Source organism: Jiangella aurantiaca, assembly GCF_004349105.1.
Lineage (GTDB): Bacteria > Actinomycetota > Actinomycetes > Jiangellales > Jiangellaceae > Jiangella > Jiangella aurantiaca.
This window is the reverse complement of sequence record NZ_SMLB01000003.1, coordinates 97432-117573: the sequence shown is the minus strand read 5'-3', so window position 1 is coordinate 117573 and position 20142 is coordinate 97432. Positions and strand designations below refer to the sequence as shown.

Here is a 20142-nt window from a genome sequence, read left to right as displayed (position 1 = left end):
ACCGACCGTGCCCAAGTCTCGCAGCCGTCGCAAGGACGACGACTACACCCCTCCGGAGCGGGGCGAGCTCAAGGACCCGACGGTCTCCGGTCGCTGGGTCGTCCCCACCATGATCACCCTGCTGCTCGTCGGGCTCGTGTGGATCGTCGTCTACTACCTCGTCGGCGACGACCTTCCGCTCGTCCAGGACCTCGGCGGCTGGAACCTGTTGATCGGCATGGGCCTGATCACCGGCGGGTTCATGACCGCCACCCGCTGGAAGTGACGGTTTTCCACGCTGAGCTGCGGGGACGCCGTTGTCCACAGGTTATTGCACAGCTGTGATTACACGTGTGTAATTTTCCCCAGTGGGGATAACCCCTGTGGATAACTGCACACGCGAAGGTTGACTATGGACGCTGCGCGCCGTCCGACGCCCCGGTGTCGGCGGCCGGTGCCCGGGCGACCTTCCTCGGTGTGACCTGGGCCCAAGCCAACGAGGAACGCCACCCGGCCAGCGTTGATCTTGGAGTTGTTCGGTCATCTATCGGACATTTCACCCTCCAATTGCCGAACAACTCCAAGATCAACGCGGGAGTGTCCGGAGGGAGCTCTGCCTGCTGTGGCGCGGGAAACTCCCTCCCGATCACGCACCCCCCCGGATGACACCTCACCCGCGTGAGAGCCGTAACGGGGACCCGTCGGCACACCAGGAGGCCATCAGACGGGTGAGGTGTCCGCCCGGCCAGTGAGGACACCGGCTGATGCCCGGCAAACCAGCGAATGCCCGCCCCGCCGACGGATGCCGGGCCGATCCCCGCCGTGTCCGCCGGTTTCGCGGGCATCGAATGGGTGCGCCATCCGCCGTTGGGCGAGTGAGGACCGCACCCGAGCCAGGTGCCAGGCCCGGAACCAAGCCTCGGCCACGTGCCGTGGACCGGCGACCCGACCGGCCGAGCCAGTCAGGTCGCCGGGACGAGCTCAGGAGATGGCCACCATGATGGCCGTCGTGATCAGCATGGCGGCGGCGAGCGAGCCGATGAGCGCCCACAGACCACGCTGCTGCTTGGGAGCGTAGGCGTAGACCGCCGCCAACGCCGTGCCGATGACCAGGCCGCCCAGGTGGGCCCGCCAGTCGATGCCCGGGACGCTGAACCCGAAGACCAGGTTGATGCCCAGGATCACCACGATGCCGCCGGTGTCGCGGCCGAGCCGGCGGGCGATGACGAACAGCGCGCCGAACAGACCGTACACCGCGCCCGAGGCACCGTACGACAGCGAATAAGGGTCGGACACGGTCAGCAGCGACGCCGCCGTGCCGCCCAGCGCCGACAGCAGGTACAGGGTGATGAACCGGCTGCGGCCCAGGACCGGCTCCAGCGACGAGCCGAGCATGTACAGCGCGACCATGTTCAGCCCGATGTGGAGCACGTTCTCGTGCGTGAACGCGGCCGTGACGAGCCGGTACCACTGGCCGTCGACGACGCCGAAGACGAACGGGTCGTTGCGCTCGCCGAGGACGAGGCCCAGGCGGGCGCTCAGTTCGTTCGTGCCGACGCCGCGCGCGTAGCGGTCGTAGAACGAGTCGCCGCGCGTGCCGATCACCAGGCCCATCACCCAGATGACGACGTTGATGCCGATGAGGGTGAGGGTGACGACGTTGGAGCTGGACTCGCGCCGCTGGCCGCCCAGCACAGTACGGGCCTGGCGGACGCCCTTGCGCCCCTCGGCGACGCACTGCGGGCACTGGTAGCCGACCGGCGCGGCGATCATGCACTCGGGGCAGATCGGCCGCTCACACCGCGAGCAGCGGATGTACGTCTCGCGGTCGGGGTGGCGATAGCAGGTCGGCGGTGCGGCCGAGCCGCCGCTGGCGGGAGGCTCGGCCGGACCGCCGGCATTTCCGGTCATGGGAACGCCGGCTCTCGGATCTCAGCCGCCGGTGATGGTCACCGACTCGATGACGACGGGCTCGAGCGGCCGGTCGGCACGGTCGGTGGGCGTGGCGGCGATGGCGTCGACGACGTCGCGGCTGCTCTGGTCGGCCACCTCACCGAAGATGGTGTGACGGTGGTTGAGGTGCGGCGTCGGCCCGACGGTGATGAAGAACTGCGAGCCGTTGGTGTTCGGGCCGGCGTTGGCCATGGCCAGCAGATACGGCTTGTTGAACGCCAGCTCGGGGTGGAACTCGTCGGCGAAGTCGTAGCCGGGGCCGCCACGGCCGTCGCCGAGCGGGTCGCCGCCCTGGATCATGAAGCCCGAGATGACGCGGTGGAAGACGGTGCCGTCGTACAGCTTGTCGGTCGTCTTGTCGCCGGTCTCCGGGTTGACCCACTCGCGCTCGCCCTTGGCGAGCTCGACGAAGTTGCGCACCGTCTTCGGGGCGTGGTGCGGCAGGAGTGCCACGGTGATGTCGCCGCGGTTGGTGTGCAGGGTGGCATGAAGCTCATCGGCCACGGGTAAGCCCTTCGCTGTTCGATTTCCTCGATTTGCTCCATCCTCGCACGCCGTGGCGTATGTCGGCATACGGTCGTCGGTAAGGCAAGATCGGGGGGATACGACGGGGACAGGGGCCCTGCACGCGATCCGACAAGGGAGGCCCAACGTGAGCAGGCTATTCAGCATCCGGCGGAAGAGCCGCACCGAGGACGCGAAGGTGCGCACGCAGGAGGCTGCGGAACAGGCCCGCCAGGCCGCGCGCGAAGCCGGTCGGCGCGCCCGCGAGGCCGCGACACCGGTGGTCGACTCCGCGCGTGAACGGCTGACTCCGGTGGTCGAGTCGGCCGTCGACAAGGTGGGCCCGAAGGTCCAGGCCGCCCGCGAGAAGGTGGGCCCGGCCGCCAACCAGGCCAAGGACACGCTGCTGCACGACGTCGTCCCGCGGGTCGCCGACTCGCTGGCCGTCGCGGCGGACAAGTTCTCCGAGCGCGCGCACGAGCTGTCCGAGCGCACAGCCGCGCTCGCGGAGAAGGCCGAGAAGCAGCGCAAGAAGCAGCGCCGCCGCCGCGTCGTCGCGGTGCTGGGCGGGTTCGCCGCCGCGGGCGCCGCGGTGGCCGCCGTGGCGCGCCGGCGCGGGCAGTCCGACCAGTGGACCACCTACGACCCCTCCACGGGTCCGTGGGCTCCGGCGCCGTCGCCCGACGACAAGTCGGCCGAGAAGGCCACCCCGAGCGGGTCGGCTGCGGCGGCGACGTCCGACGCGAGCGATGAGGCCGCGAGCACCGACGGGACGGGTGACGACAAGCCGGCCGCGAAGAAGGCAACGCCGGCGAAGAAGAGCGCTCCGGCCAAGAAGACCACCGCCAAGAAGGCGCCGGCGAAGAAGACCGCGCCCGCCTCGGCCGCCAGCAACAGCAGCCAAGGCACCCTCGACGGTAGCCAGAACTAGGAGGTGTCTCCCGGCCTCCGGGACACCCGCCCCTAGCCGGCGTCCTTCGTCACGTCGGCCAGCGTCGCCATCTCGGTGAGCACCCGCGCCGCGGCCTGCACCAGCGGGACCGCCAGCAGCGCGCCGGTGCCCTCGCCGAGCCGCAGCCGCAGATCGAGCAGGGCCGGTTCGCCGACCCGGTCGGGCAGCGTTCGCCCGCCCGGCTCGGCGGACGTGTGTCCGGCGACCAGATAGCCGGCCAGGTCCGGGCAGAGCGCGACGGCGGCCAGCGCCGCGGCCCCGGTGACGACGCCGTCGATGACGACGGGGATCCGCGCGGCCGCCCCGGCCAGCATGACGCCCACCAGCGCCGCGTGCTCCAGCCCACCCAGCGATGCCAGCGTTGCCAGTGGTCCCTGTGCCCCGGCCGCGGCGTCGGTGGCGTGCCGGGCCAGCGCCGTCCGCACGACCTCCACCTTGAGCGGCGTCCGCCCGTGGTCGAGGTTGGCGCCTTTCCCCGTCACGTCGGACGGGTCCGCGCCGGTGAACGCGGCGAACAGGGCGGCCGACGCCGTCGTGTTGCCGATGCCGACCTCGCCGGTCACCAGGAGGTCGGTGCCGCCGTCGATCAGCTCGGCCGCCACCCGGGCGCCCGCGCGGATCGCCGTCCGGCACTCCTCGAGCGTCATCGCCGGCTCGACCGCCAGGTCGCGGGTCGCGCTGCGCACCCGCTCGTCGCGGACGCCGTCGGGCACCGGGCCGAGCCGCAGCGTCCCGACGTCGACCACGACGACCCGCGCGCCGACGGTCCGGGCGATCGCGTTCACCGCGGCGCCACCTGACGCGGCGGTCGCGACCATCGCCGCGGTCACCTCCTGCGGCCAGTCCGACACACCCTGGGCGTGCACGCCGTGGTCGGCCGCGGCGACGACCACCGCGGGCGACGACGGCACCGGCGGCGGGCAACGGCCGCTGATCGCGGCCAGTCGGGCGCCGAGGTCCTCGAGCCGTCCGAGGCTGCCCGGCGGCTTGGCCAGCCCGGCGTGCCGCTCGCGGGCCCGCTCGAACGCCGCGTGGTCGACTTGCAGGACCGACCCGATGAGCTCCTCCACCGTCGGCGTCACACCGACCCCCCTTCCTCGATGGTGCGCAGTGCGGCGACCAGCCGCTCGTTCGTCGCCCGGTCGCGGACGGCCACGCGCACGGCGCGGTCGTCCAGCCCGGGGAACGTGTCGGCCCGGCGGGCGGCCAGGCCGTGCTGCAGCAGCCGGTCGCGCAGGCCGGGCCGGCCGGAGCGGACCAGCACGAAGTTGGCGTGCGCGTCCCACACGTCCAGGCCGCCGACGGACCGCAGCCCCGCGACCAGCTCGGTGCGCAGCTCCGCGACGGCGCCGGCGCGGGCGCGCCGCTCGTCCTCGGCCACCGGCGCCGTCAGCGCCTCGATCGCCGTCAGCGCCAGGCTGTTGACGGTCCACGGCTGGCGGCCGGCGGCGAGCCGGCTGATCAGCTCGACTGGCCCGACGACGTAGCCGACGCGGAGGCCGGCCAGCCCCCACAGCTTGGTCAGGCTGCGCACGGCGACGACGCCGGGCAGGTCGCGGCGCCCGGCCAGGCCGTCGGCATCGTCGAGGAACTCGGCGAACGCCTCGTCGACGACGACGGTCCGGCCGGGCCGGGCCAGCGCCGCCACCGTCTCGCCGCGATCGAGCACGCCGGTCGGGTTGTCCGGCCGCCCGAGCACGACGAGGTCCGCGGCCGCGGGGATGCCCGCCGGATCCAGCCGCCAGTCCTGCCCGGCGTCGCGCATGACCCGGACGACAGGGACGCCGGCCGCCAGCAGCGCCGCCTCGGGCTCGGTGAACGAGGGGTGCACGCAGGCGGCCAGCCGCGGCCGGAGCACCTGGGCCAGCAGCCAGAACGCCTCCGCGGCGCCGTCGACGACGAGGCACTCCTCGGCGGGACGGCCGTGCCGGGCGGCGGCCGCGGCCCGGGCGGCGCGGTCCTCCGGGTAGGCGGCGAGGTCGCGCACGGCCGCCGCCAGCCGGTCCGCCAGCCACGACGGCGGGCCCGGCTGCACGTTGACGGCGAGGTCGACCGCACCGGGCGGCACCTGGGTATCGCCGTGCTCGCGCAACAGCGGATCCACCACCGGCGCGGACCTGGCCGGCTCGGACGTGACGTCGGCCTCGAGCCGGACCACACGGCCGCCGACGACGAGGAGCGCCTCGTCCGCCGCCGCGGACAGAACCTGCACCGCTCGTCCGTGCACGTCGACGTACAGGCGGGCGCCGGGACCGCCGGCGTGCACGCCGAGCCCCGGCTGCCCCGCGATGACCAGCACGTCGACGTCCAGGGCGGCGACGGCATCGGTGAACGCCCGCAGCGCCGCAACCACGGCGTCCTCGGCGCGCGCCCGCAGCGCCGGGTCGGGCACCTCGTCGCCGACGAACACGCCGGCCGACTCCAGCGTCTCGGCCAGCCACGTGTCCAGCGCGTCGACCAGCACGAACGACCCCGCACCGGCGTCGGCGACCGCGGCGGCCAGGTCGAAGGTCTCGAGCGTCCGCCAGTGCGCCGGACGGTCCGCGCGGTGTCGCGCGACCCGCGCCTTGAACTCGTCGTCGCGGACGACGGCCGGCGCGACGACCACGACCGGACGACCGCTCGCCTCGGCCCGGCGCGCCGCCAGGCCCGACTTGCCCGACTTCTGCCCGCCCAGCACCAGCGTCAGCCGCCCCCGCGACGGCCCCCTGTCCCGTTGATCACGGAGAAAGTCGGGCTTCCGGGCACTCGGAACCCCCCTTTCTCCGTGATCGACTTCGGTTGGGGTGAGGCGGGAGCGAGGGTCGGACGCAGGCGTCGGGGGCGACGGAGTCACAGTCACAGCAGGTCCTCTTCCTGGGCAGCAAGGGCCGCGACGGCGATCGCGACCGCGAGATTCGTCAGCGCCACCCCGGCACCGAGCACATCGCCGGTGACCCCGCCGATGCGCCGACGGGCCGCCCGGCCTAGTCCGAGCACCGGCACGGCCGCCGCGGCGAGCACGACGAACGCCCACCAGCCGGCCGCCAGTACGGCGACGACCAGCACGGTGAGCGCCGCCACCGCCGAGTCCACCACGCCCAGCCGGCCGAGCCGCCGACCTTGGCCGTCGGTCCGGGCGGGCGGCAGCCACGCCGCCAGGACCAGCGGCGCCGCTCGCCCGATGACGTGGCCGGCGAGCAGGATCCGGGCGACGTCGGCGAGCCCCGACGACCCGGCTCCGGCCGAGGCGAGCACCGCCACCCGCAACAGCAGGTCGCCGGCCAGGGCCAGCGCGCCGTACGTGCCGAGCCGGCTGTCGCGCATGATCTCCAGGCGCCGCTCCCGGGTCGCGCCGCCCCAGAGCCCGTCGGCGGTGTCGGCCAGCCCATCCTCGTGCAGGGCGCCGGTGACGATCACGGTCGCCAGTACCGCCGCGACCGCGGCCACCAGCGGACCGGCCAGCGCGTCCGTCGCCCACCACATGACCAGCCCGACCCCGCCGACCAGCGCGCCGACCAGCGGGAACCACGCACCAGCGCGGTCCAGCGCCGGTCCGGCGAACGGCGCCGAGCCGACCGGGATCCGGGTCAGGAATCCCACCGCCGCCCGCAGCGCCCCGATCACGACAGCCCCGCCAGCGAGCGCAGCAGCCGCGTGTCCAGGTGGTCCTGCACCACGTCGGCCAGCCGCTCGAACGTCGCGTCCAGGCTCCGCGTCGGCCGGCCGCCGAACAGCGCCTCGAGCACAGCCGCGTCTTCGAACAGCCCGTGCAGGTACCAGCCGGCGACGTTCCCTTCAGACACGACGACGGCGTCTGCGCCGGCCTCGCCCACGGTGCGGCCCTGCCGGATCTCGTAGCCGTCGACCCCCAGCCCGCTCAGTGCCGCCCACGGCTCGCCGAACACGGGCAACGACAGCGACCGCCGCCGGACCAGCTTGTCGCGCTCGAACGTCGTGGTCAGCGGCAGCAGGCCGAGCCCGTCGCCGGCACCGTCGACCCCGAACGGGTCCTCCAGCCGCCGCCCGAGCAGCTGCAGCCCACCGCAGACACCCAGCACCCGCACTCCGGGCCGCCCGGCCGCCGCCACCACGGCCGCATCGACACCCGACGCACGCAGCCACGCCAGGTCGGACGCCACGTGCTTCGACCCCGGCAGGATCACCGTCGCCGCACCCTCGAGGTGCCACGGCTGCGTCGCCCAGCGCACGTCGGCCACCTGCTCGAGGAGCGCGAACTCGTCCAGGTTGGACGCCGTGGGGTAGCGGACGATCGCGACCGGCGGCAGCCCGCCCCGGACCGGTGCCCGCAGCGCCGCGCCCTCCTCGTCGGGCAGGTCGTGTCGGATCATCGGCACGACGCCGACGGTGGGCACGCCGGTCAGCCGTTCCAGCTGCTCCGGGCCGGGCGGCAGCAGCGAGGCGTCGCCGCGGAACCGGTTGAGCACGAAGCCGCGGATCCGCCGCTGGTGGTGCGGCGGCAGCAGCGACCACGTGCCGTAGAGGTGGGCGAACGCGCCGCCGCGGTCGATGTCGACGGCGAGCAGCACCGGCGCGCCGGCCCGCTCGGCGACCCGCATGTTGACGATGTCGTTGGCGGCGAGGTTGATCTCCGCCGGGCTGCCGGCACCCTCGATGACCACGATGTCGTACTCGTCGAGCAGCTCGGCCAGCGCGTTCTCGACGGTGGGCCAGAGGGCCTCGCTGCGATCGCGCCACGGCCACCGGGACAGCTCGGCGTCGACCCGGCCGAGCCGTACGACCTGGCTGGACCCGGACTCGGGCTTCAGCAGGACGGGGTTCATCCGCGCCTCGGGTTCCACCCCGGCGGCCCGCGCCTGCAGCCACTGCGCGACGCCGATCTCGCCACCGTCGATCACGCGCGCGTTGTTGGACATGTTCTGCGCTTTGAACGGCGCGACCTTCAGGCCCTGCCGGGCGTACCAGCGGCACAGGGCTGTCGTGAGCAGGCTCTTCCCGGCCCAGCTCGTACAGCCCTGGATCATGACGGCGGTCATCGGCGGCCTCCGCGCGTCCGCACCCCGGCGATTACGGCGGCAGCGACGGCCAGCGCCCACCCGCGGCGCCGGGCCAGCCGGAGCGCGGACGCGACGTCAGCAGGGCCGACCGGCCGCCCCTCCGCGCCCAGCACGTAGACGCCAGGCTTGGCCAGCCGCACGCCGAGCCGCAGCGCCAGCGCCGCCATCGGCCAGCCGGCGTTCGGCGACGGGGTCAGCGCGGCCTCCGCGCGCAGCCGGCCCCACGACACGCGACGGCCGCCCAGCAGCCCGCCGGTGAGCCGGGCCGGGACCAGGTTGAGCACGTCGTCGGCGCGGGCGGCGATCCGGCCGGCGTGGTTCCAGCGCGGCGTGCGGTAGCCCCAGACGGCGTCGGCGGTGTTGGCGAACCGGAACACGGCAGCCGCCGGCAGTCCGCCCACGGCGTACCAGAACAGCGGCGCGACGACGGAGTCGGACAGGTTCTCGCCCAGGGACTCGACCGCCGCCTGCCGCACCTCCTCGGCCGACAGCGCGGACACGTCGCGGCTGACGATGCGCGCCACCGCTGCCCGGCCGGCCGCCACGCCGTCCGAGGCCAGCGCCCGCTCGACCCCCGCGACCTCGTCGAGCAGCATCCGATGCGCGAAGAGCGGCCACAGCGCCACGCCGGCGACGACCGGCCGCACCGGCAGCGGCAGGCGTGCCGCCGCCCGCGACACCGCCAGGCCCGCGGCGTACGCCGTCGCCGCACCGGCCGCCCATGCCAGCCCGCCGGCCACCACCGCGCGGCCGGGCGGGCTCGACGGCACGCGGCGTCCGGCCCACGTCAGGTAGCGCCCGGTCCAGCGCACCGGGTGCACGGCCAGCGGCGGCTCCTTGAACGCCGCGTCCAGCACGACGGCGACGCCCACCGCCACGGCGCTCACGCCACGCCCTCCTGACCGCGGGCCGGCCGCGAGCGGAGTGGCACCACCACCACGCCGCCGTACGGGTCGGTGACCACGCGCACGCGCGCGCCGTAATGCTCCCGGATCAGCTCTTCGGTCAGCACCTCCTGCGCCGACCCCTGCGCGACCATGCGACCATCGACCAGCAGCACCAGGTGGTCGGCGAACTGCCCGGCCGTGGTGAGGTCGTGCAGCGCACTGACCACCGTCAGCCCACGCGACGCCCGCAGCTCGTCGACCAACTCGAGCACCTGCTGGGCGTGGCCGAGATCCAGCGAGCTGGTCGGCTCGTCGAGCAGCAGCACCGGCGCCTGCTGGGCCAGCGCCCGGGCCAGCACGGCGCGCTGGAACTCCCCGCCCGACAGTGCGGTGACCATCCGTTCGGACAGCGAGCGCAGCTCCAGCGTGTCGAGCAGCTCACCTGCCACCGCGAGGTCCTCCGCCGATTCCGTCCCCAGGTACGGCACGTACGGCGTGCGACCGAGCAGCACGTAGTCGAGGACGGTCATGCCGTCGGGCCGCGCCGGGTCCTGCGGGACGACCGCCACCTGGCGGGCCCGCTCGCGCGAGCGCAGCCGCGCCACTTCGACGCCGTCGAACGTGATGGTGCCGACGTGCTCGACCGCCCCGGACACCGCCCGCAGCAGCGTCGACTTCCCGGCGCCGTTCGGCCCGACCAGCGTCAGCCACGTCCCCGCCGGGACGGTGAGGCTGACGTCGTCGACCACCCGGCGCTGCAGCAGGGTGACGCCGACGCCGTCGACGGTCAGCGCGGTCACCACGGCCTCCGCGAGCTGCGCAGCACCAGGGTGAAGAACGGCGCGCCGACGAACGCCGTCACGACGCCCACCGGCAGCTCGCCGGGCGAGACGACGGTGCGCGCGACGAGATCCGCGACCACCAGGAACGTCGCACCCACCGCCGCCGCCAGCGGCAGGACGATCCGGTACGACGAGCCGGCCAGCATGCGGACGATGTGCGGCACGACGATGCCGACGAACCCGATCAGCCCGCTCACCGACACCGCCGCCGCCGTCCCGAGCGTCGCCGCCAGGACCACCGCCAGCCGGACCCGGGCCGCCGGGACGCCGAGCGTGCCGGCTTCGTCCGAACCGACACTGAGCACATCGAGCAGCCGCCGGTGGGCGAGGATCACGATGGCCGACACCCCGATGTACGGCAGCACCGCCAGCACCTCGTCCCACCCGGCGGTGAGCAGCCGGCCCAGAATCCAGCCGTACACCTCGCGCAGCGAGTCGGAGTTGCGCTGGTTCACGTACGTCTGCACCGACGTCAGGAACGCCGCGACCGCGACGCCGGCGAGGATCAGCGAGTTGGTGCTGCGCCCGCCGACGCTGCGGCCCAGCGCGTACGTCGCGGCCACGCCGAGCACGCCGCCGGTGAACGCCGCCAGCGGCACCAGCAGCCGGTTGCCGCCGGAGACGATCGCGAACGTCGCGCCCAGCCCGGCGCCGGCGGCGACGCCCAGCAGGTACGGGTCGGCCAGCGGATTGCGGAACACGCCCTGGTATCCGGCCCCGGCCAGCGCCAGCATCGCGCCGACCAGCAGGCCGAGCACCACCCGCGGCGCCCGCAGCTGCCAGAGTACCGCCGCCTCGCGGTCGTCCAGCCCGCCGGCGAGGTCGACGCCCGGGACCACGTCGACGATCTCGGTGACGACGCCGCGCAGCGGCAGCCCCGCCGGCCCCACGGTGAGGCCGAGGAGGACCGCCGCCACCAGGACCGCGAGCGACCCGAACACCCAGCGCCGGAGCAGCCGGACCGGCCGCAACGTCGGCGTCGCGGCGTCCTGCTCGGTTCCGGCGGCACGGCTCACGGCGTCATTCGACCGGCGCGAGCGCCGTCCGCTCCTCGACGACGGTCCGCAGGAAGTCGACGATGCGCGGACCCCAGCGGCTGGCGATGTCGGGGTCGACCTCGACGACGCGATTCTCCTGGACGGCGGTGAGCTGGTCCCAGCCCGGCCGGGCTGCGATGTCCTCGGCGGTGACGCCACCGACGCCGCCGTCGGCGAAGAAGACGACGTCCGGGTTCGCGGTGACGATGAACTCCGGCGACAGCTGCGGGTAGCCGCCGGCGGCGTCGGGCGCGTCGTCGGCGATGCTGGTCATGCCGGCCAGCGAGTAGATCTCGCCGATGAACGTGCTGCTGGTGACGGTGTACAGGTTGGCGTCGAGCTCGTGGTAGTACGTCACCGGCGGCGCGTCGGCGGGCACCTGCGCCACCAGCTCGTCGACGTCGGACTGCAGCCGCTCGACCAGCTCGGCGGCGTCGCCGACGTGCCCGGTGACGGCGCCCAGCTGCTCGAGCTGCGTATAGGTGTCGTCGAGCGTGGCGGCCGGGGCCAGGACGACCGCCGGGACGTCCACCGCGGCCAGCCCGGAGACCAGCCCGCCCGGGTCGCTGGACGCGATGACGAGGTCCGGGTCGTAGCCGACGATCGCCTCGATGTTCGGCTCGAACGCGGAGAGGTCCGTGGTCGGCGCCTCCGCCGGGTAGTTGGAGTACGAGTCGGCGGCGACGACGGCGTCGCCGGCGCCGATGGCGAACAGCATCTCGGTGGCCGTGGCCGACAGCGAGACGATCTTCTCCGGCTGCTCGGCGATCTCGACCGGCCCGTCCTGGGTGTCGATCGTGACGGGGAACGTGGCCTCGTTGCCGGCGTCTGTGGCCGCGGCCGGCGGCGGAGCGTCGCTGGGCGCGGCGGCGTCGCCGTCGCCGTCGTCGCCACAGGCCACGAGGACGAGCGGGAGCGCGGCCGCCAGCAGGGCGAGCCGCAGGGGACGGGTGGATCTCACGTAGCGCCTCCTTCACGACGGTAAAGGGGCGCGGATGGCGGGGCGCCATCTGCGAACCGCCCTTCTACCGAGGACGAATCCGAGCCACGAGGCTGGCGACCTGGCTCGTCCGTCCGCGGCAGGCGGGCGGCATCACAGTTGCGGGACAGCGCCGGAATCGAACCGGACTTCGCAGACACTCGTCGCACCCGGGCCGCAGCCCGGGCATTCGCGATCCTATCGCCTCCCGCGCGGTGCCGGCATCACGGCCGGAGCAGGGTGACCTCCAGCCGGGCGATCTCGTCCGGGTCGCCGACCAAGTCGATGGCGGTGATGCGGTCGCCGTCGAAGGTGAACCGGAACAGCGCCCGGGGCCGCCCGCCGGGCGCCCAGGCCGCCGCCGGGACGCCGTCGACGAGGACGGTCTCGGCGCCTGCCGCGCGGCCGGAGAAGACGCCCGCGACGGCGTCCGCGCCGCGGAGCAGGCGGACCAGTTCCGGCGCCCCCTGCGCCCGACCGGCCCGCGCGTTCTCGACCGCGACCTCGTCCGCACGGAGCACGACGTCGGGGTCGAGCAGGGCGAGCAGGTCCTCGAACTGGCCGTTGCGCGAGGCGGCGAGGAACGCGTCGACGACCAGGCGCTGCCGGGCCGGATCGGCGGACGGGGCGCGGGCGCCCTGGACCCGGCGGCGGGCCCGGCTGGCCAGCTGCCGCGTGGCCGCCGGCGTGCGCTCGAGGATGGCCGCGATCTCGTCGAACGGCATCCCGAACAGGTCGTGCAGGACGAATGCCAGCCGCTCGGCCGGCGCGAGCGAGTCGAGCACCACGAGCAGCGCCGGCCCGACGGCGTCGGCCAGCATCGCCTCGCCCTCGGGGTCGGGTGCGGCGGTGTCGATGGTGGCGGCGTCGCGGTCGCTGTCGTCGTCGAGCGGGTCCTCGCGCCGTGACGTCCGCGAGCGCAGCATGTCCAGTGCCACCCGCGACACCACGGTCGTCAGCCAGCCGCCGAGGTTCTGCACGTCGCTGGTGTCCGTGCGGCTCAGCCGCAGCCACGCCTCCTGCACGGCGTCGTCGGCCTCGACGGCCGAGCCGAGCATGCGGTAGGCCACGGCGCGCATCCGCGCCCGGTTCTCCTCGAACCGCTGAGCCAGCCAGTCGTCGTCGTGCATCACGTCCCACTCTCCCGTGCCGGGTCCAGTCACATCCTTGACGGACCGCGCGCCGCGGATGTGACCGCGCCGCGTACCAGCAGCTCGGCCAGGTGCAGGCCACGCACGCCGGCCAGCTGGTCGGCCTGGGTGCGGCAGGACAGCCCGTCGGCCAGCAGGACCGTGCCGGGCGCGGCGGCGCGCAGGGCCGGCAGCAGCGCGTTCTCGGCCACCGCGACCGACACGTCGTAGTGGCCGCGCTCCATGCCGAAGTTGCCGGCCAGCCCGCAGCACCCGGTCAGCACGGTGGTCGTGGCGCCCAGTTCGCGCAACAGCTCCTGATCCGGTCCGTAGCCCATGACGGAGTGATGGTGGCAGTGCGGCTGCACCACGACCTCGACCCCCCCGAGGTCCGGCCGCTCCCACTGATCTGCGCCGGTCCGCGTCAGCAGTTCGGCCAGCGTCACGGTGCCCGCGGCGACGGTGGCGGCGCGCGGGTCGTCCGGCAGCAGCTGGACCAGGTCGGACCGCAGCACTGCCGTGCACGACGGCTCCAGGCCGACGATCGGGACGTCCTGTTCGGCGTATGGGGCCAGCGCGGCGACCAGCGCAGTCAGCCGCGACCGCGCCGCCGTGAGCTGGCCGGTGGTGATCCAGGTCAGCCCGCAGCAGACGCCTGGCGGAGGGGTCAGCACCTCGTAGCCGGCCGACTCCAGCAGCTCGACCGCCGCCACGCCGATGGACGGCGAGAGCAGGTCGGTGAAGGTGTCGACCCACAGCAGCACTCGTGGCCTCGTCGTCGTCGTCGCCGCCGCCGGCCGCCGGCGCCGCCACCACTGGTGGAACGATAGCGGCGCGAACCGCGGGATCGACCGGCGCGGGTCCATGCCGCCCAGCCGCAATGCGAGGCTCTCCACCGAGCGGACGGAGAACAGCGCGTTCAGCGGCCGGGCGAACCGCGACGCCATCCCGGCCCACTGCGGCAGCCGGCCGAGCGTGTAGTGGGTCCACGGCCGCCGCCGTCCTGCGTACGCGCGGTGCAGCACCTCGGACTTGTAGGTCGCCATGTCGACGCCGGCCGGGCAGTCGGTGCCACACGCCTTGCAGGACAAGCAGAGGTCCAGCGCCTCGTGCACCTCCGGCGCACGCCAGTCGCGGGCCACCAGCGAGCCGTTGAGCATCTCCTGCAGCACCCGGGCGCGGCCGCGGGTGGACGTCGTCTCGTCGCCGACCGCCACGAACGACGGGCACATGAAGCCGCCGGTGGACGTGTGATCGGCCCGGCACTTCCCGACGCCCACGCACCGGTGCGCCGCGTTCGTGATGTCGCCGCCGTCGTGCGCGAAGGCGAACCCGTCGGTCGCGGGCATCGGGGCGGCCGCCGGACGACGCAGGTCGCGGTCGAGCGGCGCCGGCCGGACCACGACCTCCGGGTTCAGCACGTCGGACGGGTCGAACAGCGCCTTGAACCGCTCGAACACTCCGATCATCCGGTCGGAGTACAGGTACGGCAGCAGCTCGCCGCGCGCTCGTCCGTCACCGTGCTCGCCGGACAGCGAGCCGCCGTAGCCGGCGATCAGCCGCACGGCGTCGGTCATCAGCGCCCGCAGCGCGGCGCCGCCGGTGTGCAGCGGCACGTCGACCCGCACGTGCACGCAGCCGTCGCCGAAGTGCCCGTACGGCGAACCGGACAACCCGTGCTGCTCCAGCAGCGCGTCGAGGTCGCGCAGGTACGCGCCGAGGTGCTCGACCGGCACGGCGGCGTCCTCCAGCCCGGGCCACGCCTGTGCACCGTCGAGCGTCCGGCCGGCCAGCCCGGCGCCGTCCTCGCGGATGCGCCAGATCGCGCGCGCCTCCGGCCCGTCCGGCACCACCCGGATGCCGGTGGCGCCGGCCTCCCGGCCGTCGCGGACCAGCCGGTCGGCCCGCTCCCGTGCGTCGTCCGGGTCCCCGCCGCCGACCTCGACCAGCAACCAGCCGTTCCCGTCCGGCAGATCCGGCACCGCTGCGGTACCCCGGACGGTCCGGAGGGTCTCGATGATGCGGCGGTCGAGCCCCTCGATGGCCAGCGGCCGGTGCGACAGCAGCGCCGGGACGGCGTCGGCGGCTGACGGCATGTCCGGGTAGCCGAGCACAACGAGCGCCGGCCGCTGCGGCGCCTCGACGAGCCGCAGCGTCGCCCGTACCACGACGCCGCAGGTCCCCTCGGTGCCGACCAGCGCCTTGGCGAGGTCATGGCCGCGCTCCGGGAGCAGGTGCTCCAGCGAGTAGCCGGAGATCTGCCGGTCGAACCGGCCCAGCTCGGTGCGGAGGACGTCGAGGTTCGTGCGCACCAGGGCGGACAGGCCGGGGACGGCGTCGAGGTCGCGGCCAGCGGTGAACCGGCGGCCGTGACCGTCCACGACGTCGAGCTCTAGCACGTTGTCGGCGGTGCGCCCGTACACCAGCGCGCGGGGACCGCAGGCGTTGTTGCCGATCATGCCGCCGACGGTGCACCGCGACCACGTCGACGGGTCAGGGCCGAACCGCAGCCCGTGCGGGGCGGCCTGCTGCTGCAGCGCCCCGAGCACGACGCCGGGCTCCACGACGGCGATCCGCGCGTCCGGGTCGACCAGCTCGACGCGGTCCAGGTGCGCCGACAGGTCCATGACGATGCCCGGCCCGACGGCGTTGCCGGCCACCGACGTGCCGCCGCCGCGCGCCGTCACCGGGACGCCGAGGGACCGGGCGACCTCGACCACGCCGGCCACCTCGTCGGCGTCGCGGGGGAACACGACCACCCGCGGGACCACGCGGTAGTTCGACGCGTCGGTGGAGTACTCGGCGCGGCGCAGCGACGACGCGTCCACGTCGCCGATGCCGTGGGCCCGGAGCGCCGCCGCGACGAGCTCTCCGTCGGCGCTCCGGCTGTTCACGAGGGGCGACGCCAAGCGCATGGATCTCCTTCCGATCCGGCACGGACGAGCGCCCATCCATCGTAGGCATCGCGGCCGACCGTTCCGGCGAGATCGCCGGGACGAACCCCTACCATCACGCCGTCGCAGCCCTTCGCCACGATGACCGGCAACCAGCTGGGTTCTGCCGGCACCGAGCCGGTCGGCGACAACTGGCTGATCGACGACGTGGGCTACACGCGTCCCTGATCCGGCCGCCGATGCGTGCGCTCGTAGTCGTCGACGCTCCAGGCGACCAGCGGCTGGAGCGCACGCATCAGGCTCCGGCCGCGTTCGGTGAGGCGGTACCGCACCAGCACCGGAGTGGTCGGCACCACCGTCCGCTCGATCAGCCCCTCGGCCTCGAGCTCCTTGAGCCGCTGGTTGAGCAGGCGGTCGGAGATGCCGCGGACCGCCGCGCGATACTCCACGAAGCGGGTGGCGCCGCGCGCCGCGGCCATCATGATGCCGCCGCTCCACTTCTTGCCGATGGTCTCGATGTAGCCCGTGAACAGCCGGCACTTCTCGTCGTCGATGTGCTCGTAGCCGGTGGTCGGGCGCTCGGGGGCGACTCTGGTTTCGATAGCCACTTACTCATGATAAGTCTCTGACCGCGGGTTGGCCAAGTGTGGCGCCGATCCGGAGACTGAGGATCGTGAACTACGGCCACCGTCTCGAGTTCGGCACCTTCATCACCCCCACGAACCAGTCGCCGCAGACCCCCGTCGCGCTCGCGCAGCTGAGCGAGCAGCTGGGGTTCGACGTGGTGACGTTCCAGGACCATCCCTACCAGCCCGCGTTCCTCGACACCTGGACGCTGCTCACCTGGGTCGCGGCGCAGACGTCGCGCGTGCGGCTGTCCGCAAACGTTCACAGCATCCCACTGCGTACGCCCGCCGTCCTCGCCCGGGCGGCGGCCAGCCTCGACCTGCTCTCGGACGGCCGGGCCGAGCTCGGCATCGGAGCGGGCGGGTTCTGGGACGCGATCGAGGCGATGGGCGGGCGCCGGCTCACCCCCGGCGAGTCCGTCCAGGCGCTCAGCGAGGCGATCGACGTCATCCGCGCGCTGTGGGACGTGGACGCGCGCGGCGGCGCCCGCGTCGGCGGCGACTTCTACCGGCTGGACGGCGCCAAGCGCGGCCCCGCGCCGAAGCACCCCATCCCGTTGTGGATCGGCGCGCTGAAGCCGCGCATGCTCCGCCTGATCGGCGAGAAGGGCGACGGCTGGCTGCCCAGCCTGCCGTATCTCGAGCCGGGCGACCTGAAGCGCGGCAACGCGATCATCGACGAGGCCGCGCGCGAGACCGGCCGCGACCCGCGCGAGATCCGCCGGCTGCTCAACATCGGCGGCCGGTTCGGCGCGTCGCGCACCGGGTTCCTCCAGGGCACCAGCCAGGACTGGGTCGACGACCTGCTGCCGCTGGTCGTCGAGGACGGCATCGGCACCTTCATCGTCATGGGCGACGACCCACGGACGATGCAGCAGTTCGCCGAGGAGGTCATACCCGCCCTGCGTGCGGCCGTCGACGACGCGGTGCCGGCGGGCTCCGCGGGCGAGCGGATCCGGCCGGCGGCGGCGCTCGCGGCCCGTCGCGAGGGCATCGACTACGACGGTGTGCCCGCGTCGCTGCGGGACTCCGCCGTCGAACCCGGCGACCCCGACTACCGGACCGTGCGCGGGGGCTACCTGCGCGGCGGGTCGCCCGGCCTGGTGCTGCGCCCGTCGTCGACCGCTGAGGTGGTCGAGGCGCTGGCGTACGCGCGGCGCCACCCCGACCTGCCGCTGGGCATCCGTAGCGGCGGCCACGGCATCAGCGGGCGGTCGACGAACAACGGCGGCATGGTCATCGACGTCGGCCGACTGGACCGGATCGAGGTGCTTGACGAGTCGCAGCGGTTGGTGCGTATCGGCGCCGGCGCACGCTGGATGGACGTGGCGACGGCGCTGGCTCCGCACGGCTGGGCGTTGTCGTCCGGCGACTACGGCGGGGTGGGTGTCGGCGGGCTGGCGACGGCCGGCGGGATCGGCTTCCTGTCACGGTCGCACGGGCTGACCATCGACCACCTGCGCGCGGTCGAGGTCGTGCTGGCCGACGGGTCGGTGGTGCGGGCCAGCGAGACAGAGCACCCCGACCTGTTCTGGGCGGTCCGCGGCGCCGGCGGCAACTTCGGCATCGTCACCTCCTTCGACTTCGTCGTCGACGAGGTGGGCGAGGTCGGCTGGGGCCAGCTCACGCAGGTCCCCGAGAACGTCGCGGACTACCTGGTCGGCTGGGGCGCCGCGGTCGAGGGCGCGCCCCGCGACTTCACGAGCTTCCTCATCATGGGTCCGCCCCGAAACGGCCAGCCGGCGATCGCGCAGACCTACTCGGTGGTCGAGTCGTCCGACCCCGACGTCGTCGTCGCGCGGCTGCAGGAGATCGCGTCGATCGCGCCGCTCTACGACCAGGAGGTGACGATCCGGCCATACGCGTCGATCATGCAGAACGCCGCCGGTCCCGCCCACGTGTCGACCGGCGAGCCGCTCGCGCACAGCGGCCTGATCGAGCACATCACACCCGAGTTCGCCGCGGCCGTCGCCGCGGCCCTGTCGAGCGGCGCGATCCACTTCTTCCAGATCCGCGCCGTCGGTGGCGCCGTCTCGGACGTCCCCGCCGACGCGACGGCGTACGCGCACCGGTCGGCGAACTTCTCGGTGTCGGCGATGGGAGCCCACGTCCAGCGGCTGGCCGAGGCCTGGGCCACGCTCCAGCCGTTCTTCTCCGGCCTCTACATCAGTTTCGAGACCGACCAGAGCGCGGAGGTGCTGGCCGCGGCCTTCCCGCCGGCAACGCTGGAGCGGTTGGGCGAGCTCAAGGACCGCTACGACCCCGACAACGTCTTCCGGCACAACTTCAACGTCGCACCCACCACCGCGACGGCAGCCGTGGCGACCTGACCGTCACGGCCCGGAGCACCGCCTCACGATAGAGCAGTAGCTGCTACTGACGTCCGATGCATTGTCACAGGTTATTCTGTGTCCATGTCACAGGATCCCGGCCAGCTGCGCTACCGGGGACGATGCGTCGAGTGCCCCTGGGTCGGACGGCAGTTCGTCCGCTACAGGCTGGCCGACGCGGCGGCGCGCCACCACACCAACGCCCACCACCACACCACCTGCGTGGTCGACCAGTACGACCTGCGCATCGCCGGGTCGATGGTCCGGCCGGGAGGCGCGCGAAAGGCGTAGCGCAGCGACCTGGCTCGAACGGGCACGAAGCGTCGCCGACCAGGCGCCTACCCGACGGTCGGTGCCGGCTCGTCCTCCGGTCGTTCAAGGCAGAATGGCTTGCATGAGCGCTGGCGGCACCCCTGGGCTACTCCGCCCACCTGGGCGGGGATGGTCCCGGGAGGTCACACGATGGCGCACTCGCCACACCGGCGCCGCAAGGGCTGCGGTACCTGCAAGCCGCACAAGCACCGCGGGCACGGGGACGCTGCCCGCGCGCCGTGGTCGGTGAATCGCAAGGTCGGTCGCCGGCGGCGCTGGAACCGCCACGACGTCGATCGGGAGGGCTGAACTCAGAGCGACAGGCGGCCCCGCACCACTGTGTCTTAGCCGCCATCGAGATTGCCGATGATGGCGTCATCGTTCATGAGGATCTGGCGGTCAGGTGTGACCGGCGCGGCAACGGCGCCGTCGTCACGGCGTCACCCCGCTCGGGGCGCTGGCCGACCCGGGCAGGACAGGCGATCACGACCCGGCGTGTTGACGCCAGCGCCAACCGTTGGCGCTCATGCCACCACCCGCGCCTCACCGAGTTGATCATGGAGAAGGTCGGGTTTCCCGCGACTCCAGAGCCGACCTTCTCCATGATCAAGCGTGCCCGGTCGTCGCGGCCTGTGGGATCTCTGTTCAGGTCAGCCGTAGGTGTCCAGGTCGTCGTTCTGCCGCGATGACAGCCACCGT

General features: G+C 73.7%; 17 protein-coding genes and 1 riboswitch. Of the genes, 4 read left to right on the top strand and 13 right to left on the bottom strand.

Annotated features, from left to right (window positions below):
- The first annotated feature begins 7 nt into the window (after positions 1-7).
- Positions 8-265, top strand: coding sequence for a cell division protein CrgA (locus tag E1262_RS03055; protein ID WP_132101567.1), 258 nt, complete (start codon positions 8-10; stop codon positions 263-265).
- Positions 266-960: 695 nt separating this feature from the next.
- On the opposite strand, the gene E1262_RS03050 is transcribed toward E1262_RS03055, so the two are convergent.
- Together E1262_RS03050 and E1262_RS03045 are read right to left on the bottom strand one after the other, a co-directional pair.
- Positions 961-1890 carry a rhomboid family intramembrane serine protease gene (locus E1262_RS03050; protein ID WP_132101566.1) on the bottom strand — a complete coding sequence of 310 codons (930 nt, stop codon included), beginning with the start codon at positions 1888-1890 and terminating at the stop codon, positions 961-963.
- Between the two features lie 21 nt (positions 1891-1911).
- Complete coding sequence (locus E1262_RS03045; RefSeq protein WP_132101565.1) at positions 1912-2436, bottom strand: peptidylprolyl isomerase; 525 nt, start codon at positions 2434-2436, stop codon at positions 1912-1914.
- Between the two features lie 148 nt (positions 2437-2584).
- Here E1262_RS03045 and E1262_RS03040 point away from each other — a divergent pair, with 148 nt between their 5' ends.
- A complete protein-coding gene (locus E1262_RS03040; protein WP_132101564.1) occupies positions 2585-3367 on the top strand; it encodes a hypothetical protein in 783 nt (260 codons plus the stop codon).
- A gap of 32 nt (positions 3368-3399) precedes the next feature.
- Here E1262_RS03040 and cobT read toward each other — a convergent pair whose 3' ends face one another.
- The 11 genes from cobT to E1262_RS02985 form a co-directional block, all read right to left on the bottom strand.
- Entirely contained in the window at positions 3400-4470 is a 1071-nt protein-coding gene (gene cobT, locus E1262_RS03035; RefSeq protein WP_203453487.1) for a nicotinate-nucleotide--dimethylbenzimidazole phosphoribosyltransferase, read from the bottom strand.
- Complete coding sequence (cobC, locus tag E1262_RS03030) at positions 4467-6068, bottom strand: Rv2231c family histidinol phosphate aminotransferase CobC (RefSeq protein WP_162605747.1); 1602 nt, start codon at positions 6066-6068, stop codon at positions 4467-4469. The genes cobT and cobC overlap by 4 nt, the downstream gene beginning before the upstream one ends.
- A gap of 158 nt (positions 6069-6226) precedes the next feature.
- Positions 6227-6994, bottom strand: a complete 768-nt coding sequence (gene cobS / locus E1262_RS03025; protein ID WP_132101562.1) for an adenosylcobinamide-GDP ribazoletransferase — start codon at positions 6992-6994, stop codon at positions 6227-6229.
- Positions 6991-8385, bottom strand: coding sequence for a cobyric acid synthase (locus E1262_RS03020; RefSeq protein ID WP_132101561.1), 1395 nt, complete (start codon positions 8383-8385; stop codon positions 6991-6993). The genes cobS and E1262_RS03020 overlap by 4 nt, the downstream gene beginning before the upstream one ends.
- Positions 8382-9293, bottom strand: a complete 912-nt coding sequence (cbiB, locus tag E1262_RS03015; RefSeq protein WP_203453486.1) for an adenosylcobinamide-phosphate synthase CbiB — start codon at positions 9291-9293, stop codon at positions 8382-8384. Before cbiB ends, E1262_RS03020 begins: the two co-directional genes overlap by 4 nt.
- Entirely contained in the window at positions 9290-10084 is a 795-nt protein-coding gene (locus E1262_RS03010; protein WP_420810500.1) for an ABC transporter ATP-binding protein, read from the bottom strand. Before E1262_RS03010 ends, cbiB begins: the two co-directional genes overlap by 4 nt.
- A gap of 5 nt (positions 10085-10089) precedes the next feature.
- The gene (locus E1262_RS03005) at positions 10090-11106 is read right to left on the bottom strand and encodes a FecCD family ABC transporter permease (RefSeq protein ID WP_132101704.1); all 1017 of its coding nucleotides are present in this window, start codon (positions 11104-11106) and stop codon (positions 10090-10092) included.
- A 49-nt stretch (positions 11107-11155) separates the two neighbouring features.
- The gene (locus tag E1262_RS03000; RefSeq protein ID WP_132101559.1) at positions 11156-12133 is read right to left on the bottom strand and encodes an ABC transporter substrate-binding protein; all 978 of its coding nucleotides are present in this window, start codon (positions 12131-12133) and stop codon (positions 11156-11158) included.
- Positions 12134-12206: 73 nt separating this feature from the next.
- Positions 12207-12352, bottom strand: a riboswitch (cobalamin riboswitch).
- Between the two features lie 23 nt (positions 12353-12375).
- The gene (locus E1262_RS02995) at positions 12376-13281 is read right to left on the bottom strand and encodes a sigma-70 family RNA polymerase sigma factor (RefSeq protein ID WP_132101558.1); all 906 of its coding nucleotides are present in this window, start codon (positions 13279-13281) and stop codon (positions 12376-12378) included.
- Positions 13282-13310: 29 nt separating this feature from the next.
- Positions 13311-16196, bottom strand: a complete 2886-nt coding sequence (locus tag E1262_RS02990) for an FAD-binding and (Fe-S)-binding domain-containing protein (protein WP_132101557.1) — start codon at positions 16194-16196, stop codon at positions 13311-13313.
- Between the two features lie 191 nt (positions 16197-16387).
- Positions 16388-16783 carry a winged helix-turn-helix transcriptional regulator gene (locus E1262_RS02985; protein WP_132101556.1) on the bottom strand — a complete coding sequence of 132 codons (396 nt, stop codon included), beginning with the start codon at positions 16781-16783 and terminating at the stop codon, positions 16388-16390.
- A 65-nt stretch (positions 16784-16848) separates the two neighbouring features.
- Between E1262_RS02985 and E1262_RS02980 the strand changes: the two genes are divergently transcribed.
- Both E1262_RS02980 and E1262_RS02975 read left to right on the top strand, forming a co-directional pair.
- Positions 16849-19131 carry an LLM class flavin-dependent oxidoreductase gene (locus tag E1262_RS02980; RefSeq protein WP_203453484.1) on the top strand — a complete coding sequence of 761 codons (2283 nt, stop codon included), beginning with the start codon at positions 16849-16851 and terminating at the stop codon, positions 19129-19131.
- An 84-nt stretch (positions 19132-19215) separates the two neighbouring features.
- Entirely contained in the window at positions 19216-19422 is a 207-nt protein-coding gene (locus E1262_RS02975; RefSeq protein WP_132101555.1) for a hypothetical protein, read from the top strand.
- Positions 19423-20142: the final 720 nt, after the last annotated feature.

What these genes read in the sequence shown, in the direction of transcription:
- E1262_RS03050 (WP_132101566.1), bottom strand. Translation starts at nt 1,890, where the DNA reads ATGACCGGAAATGCCGGCGGTCCGGCCGAGCCTCCCGCCAGCGGCGGC.
- E1262_RS03020 (WP_132101561.1), bottom strand. Translation starts at nt 8,385, where the DNA reads ATGACCGCCGTCATGATCCAGGGCTGTACGAGCTGGGCCGGGAAGAGC.
- E1262_RS02995 (WP_132101558.1), bottom strand. Translation starts at nt 13,281, where the DNA reads ATGCACGACGACGACTGGCTGGCTCAGCGGTTCGAGGAGAACCGGGCG.
- E1262_RS02990 (WP_132101557.1), bottom strand. Translation starts at nt 16,196, where the DNA reads ATGCGCTTGGCGTCGCCCCTCGTGAACAGCCGGAGCGCCGACGGAGAG.
- E1262_RS02975 (WP_132101555.1), top strand. Translation starts at nt 19,216, where the DNA reads ATGTCACAGGATCCCGGCCAGCTGCGCTACCGGGGACGATGCGTCGAG.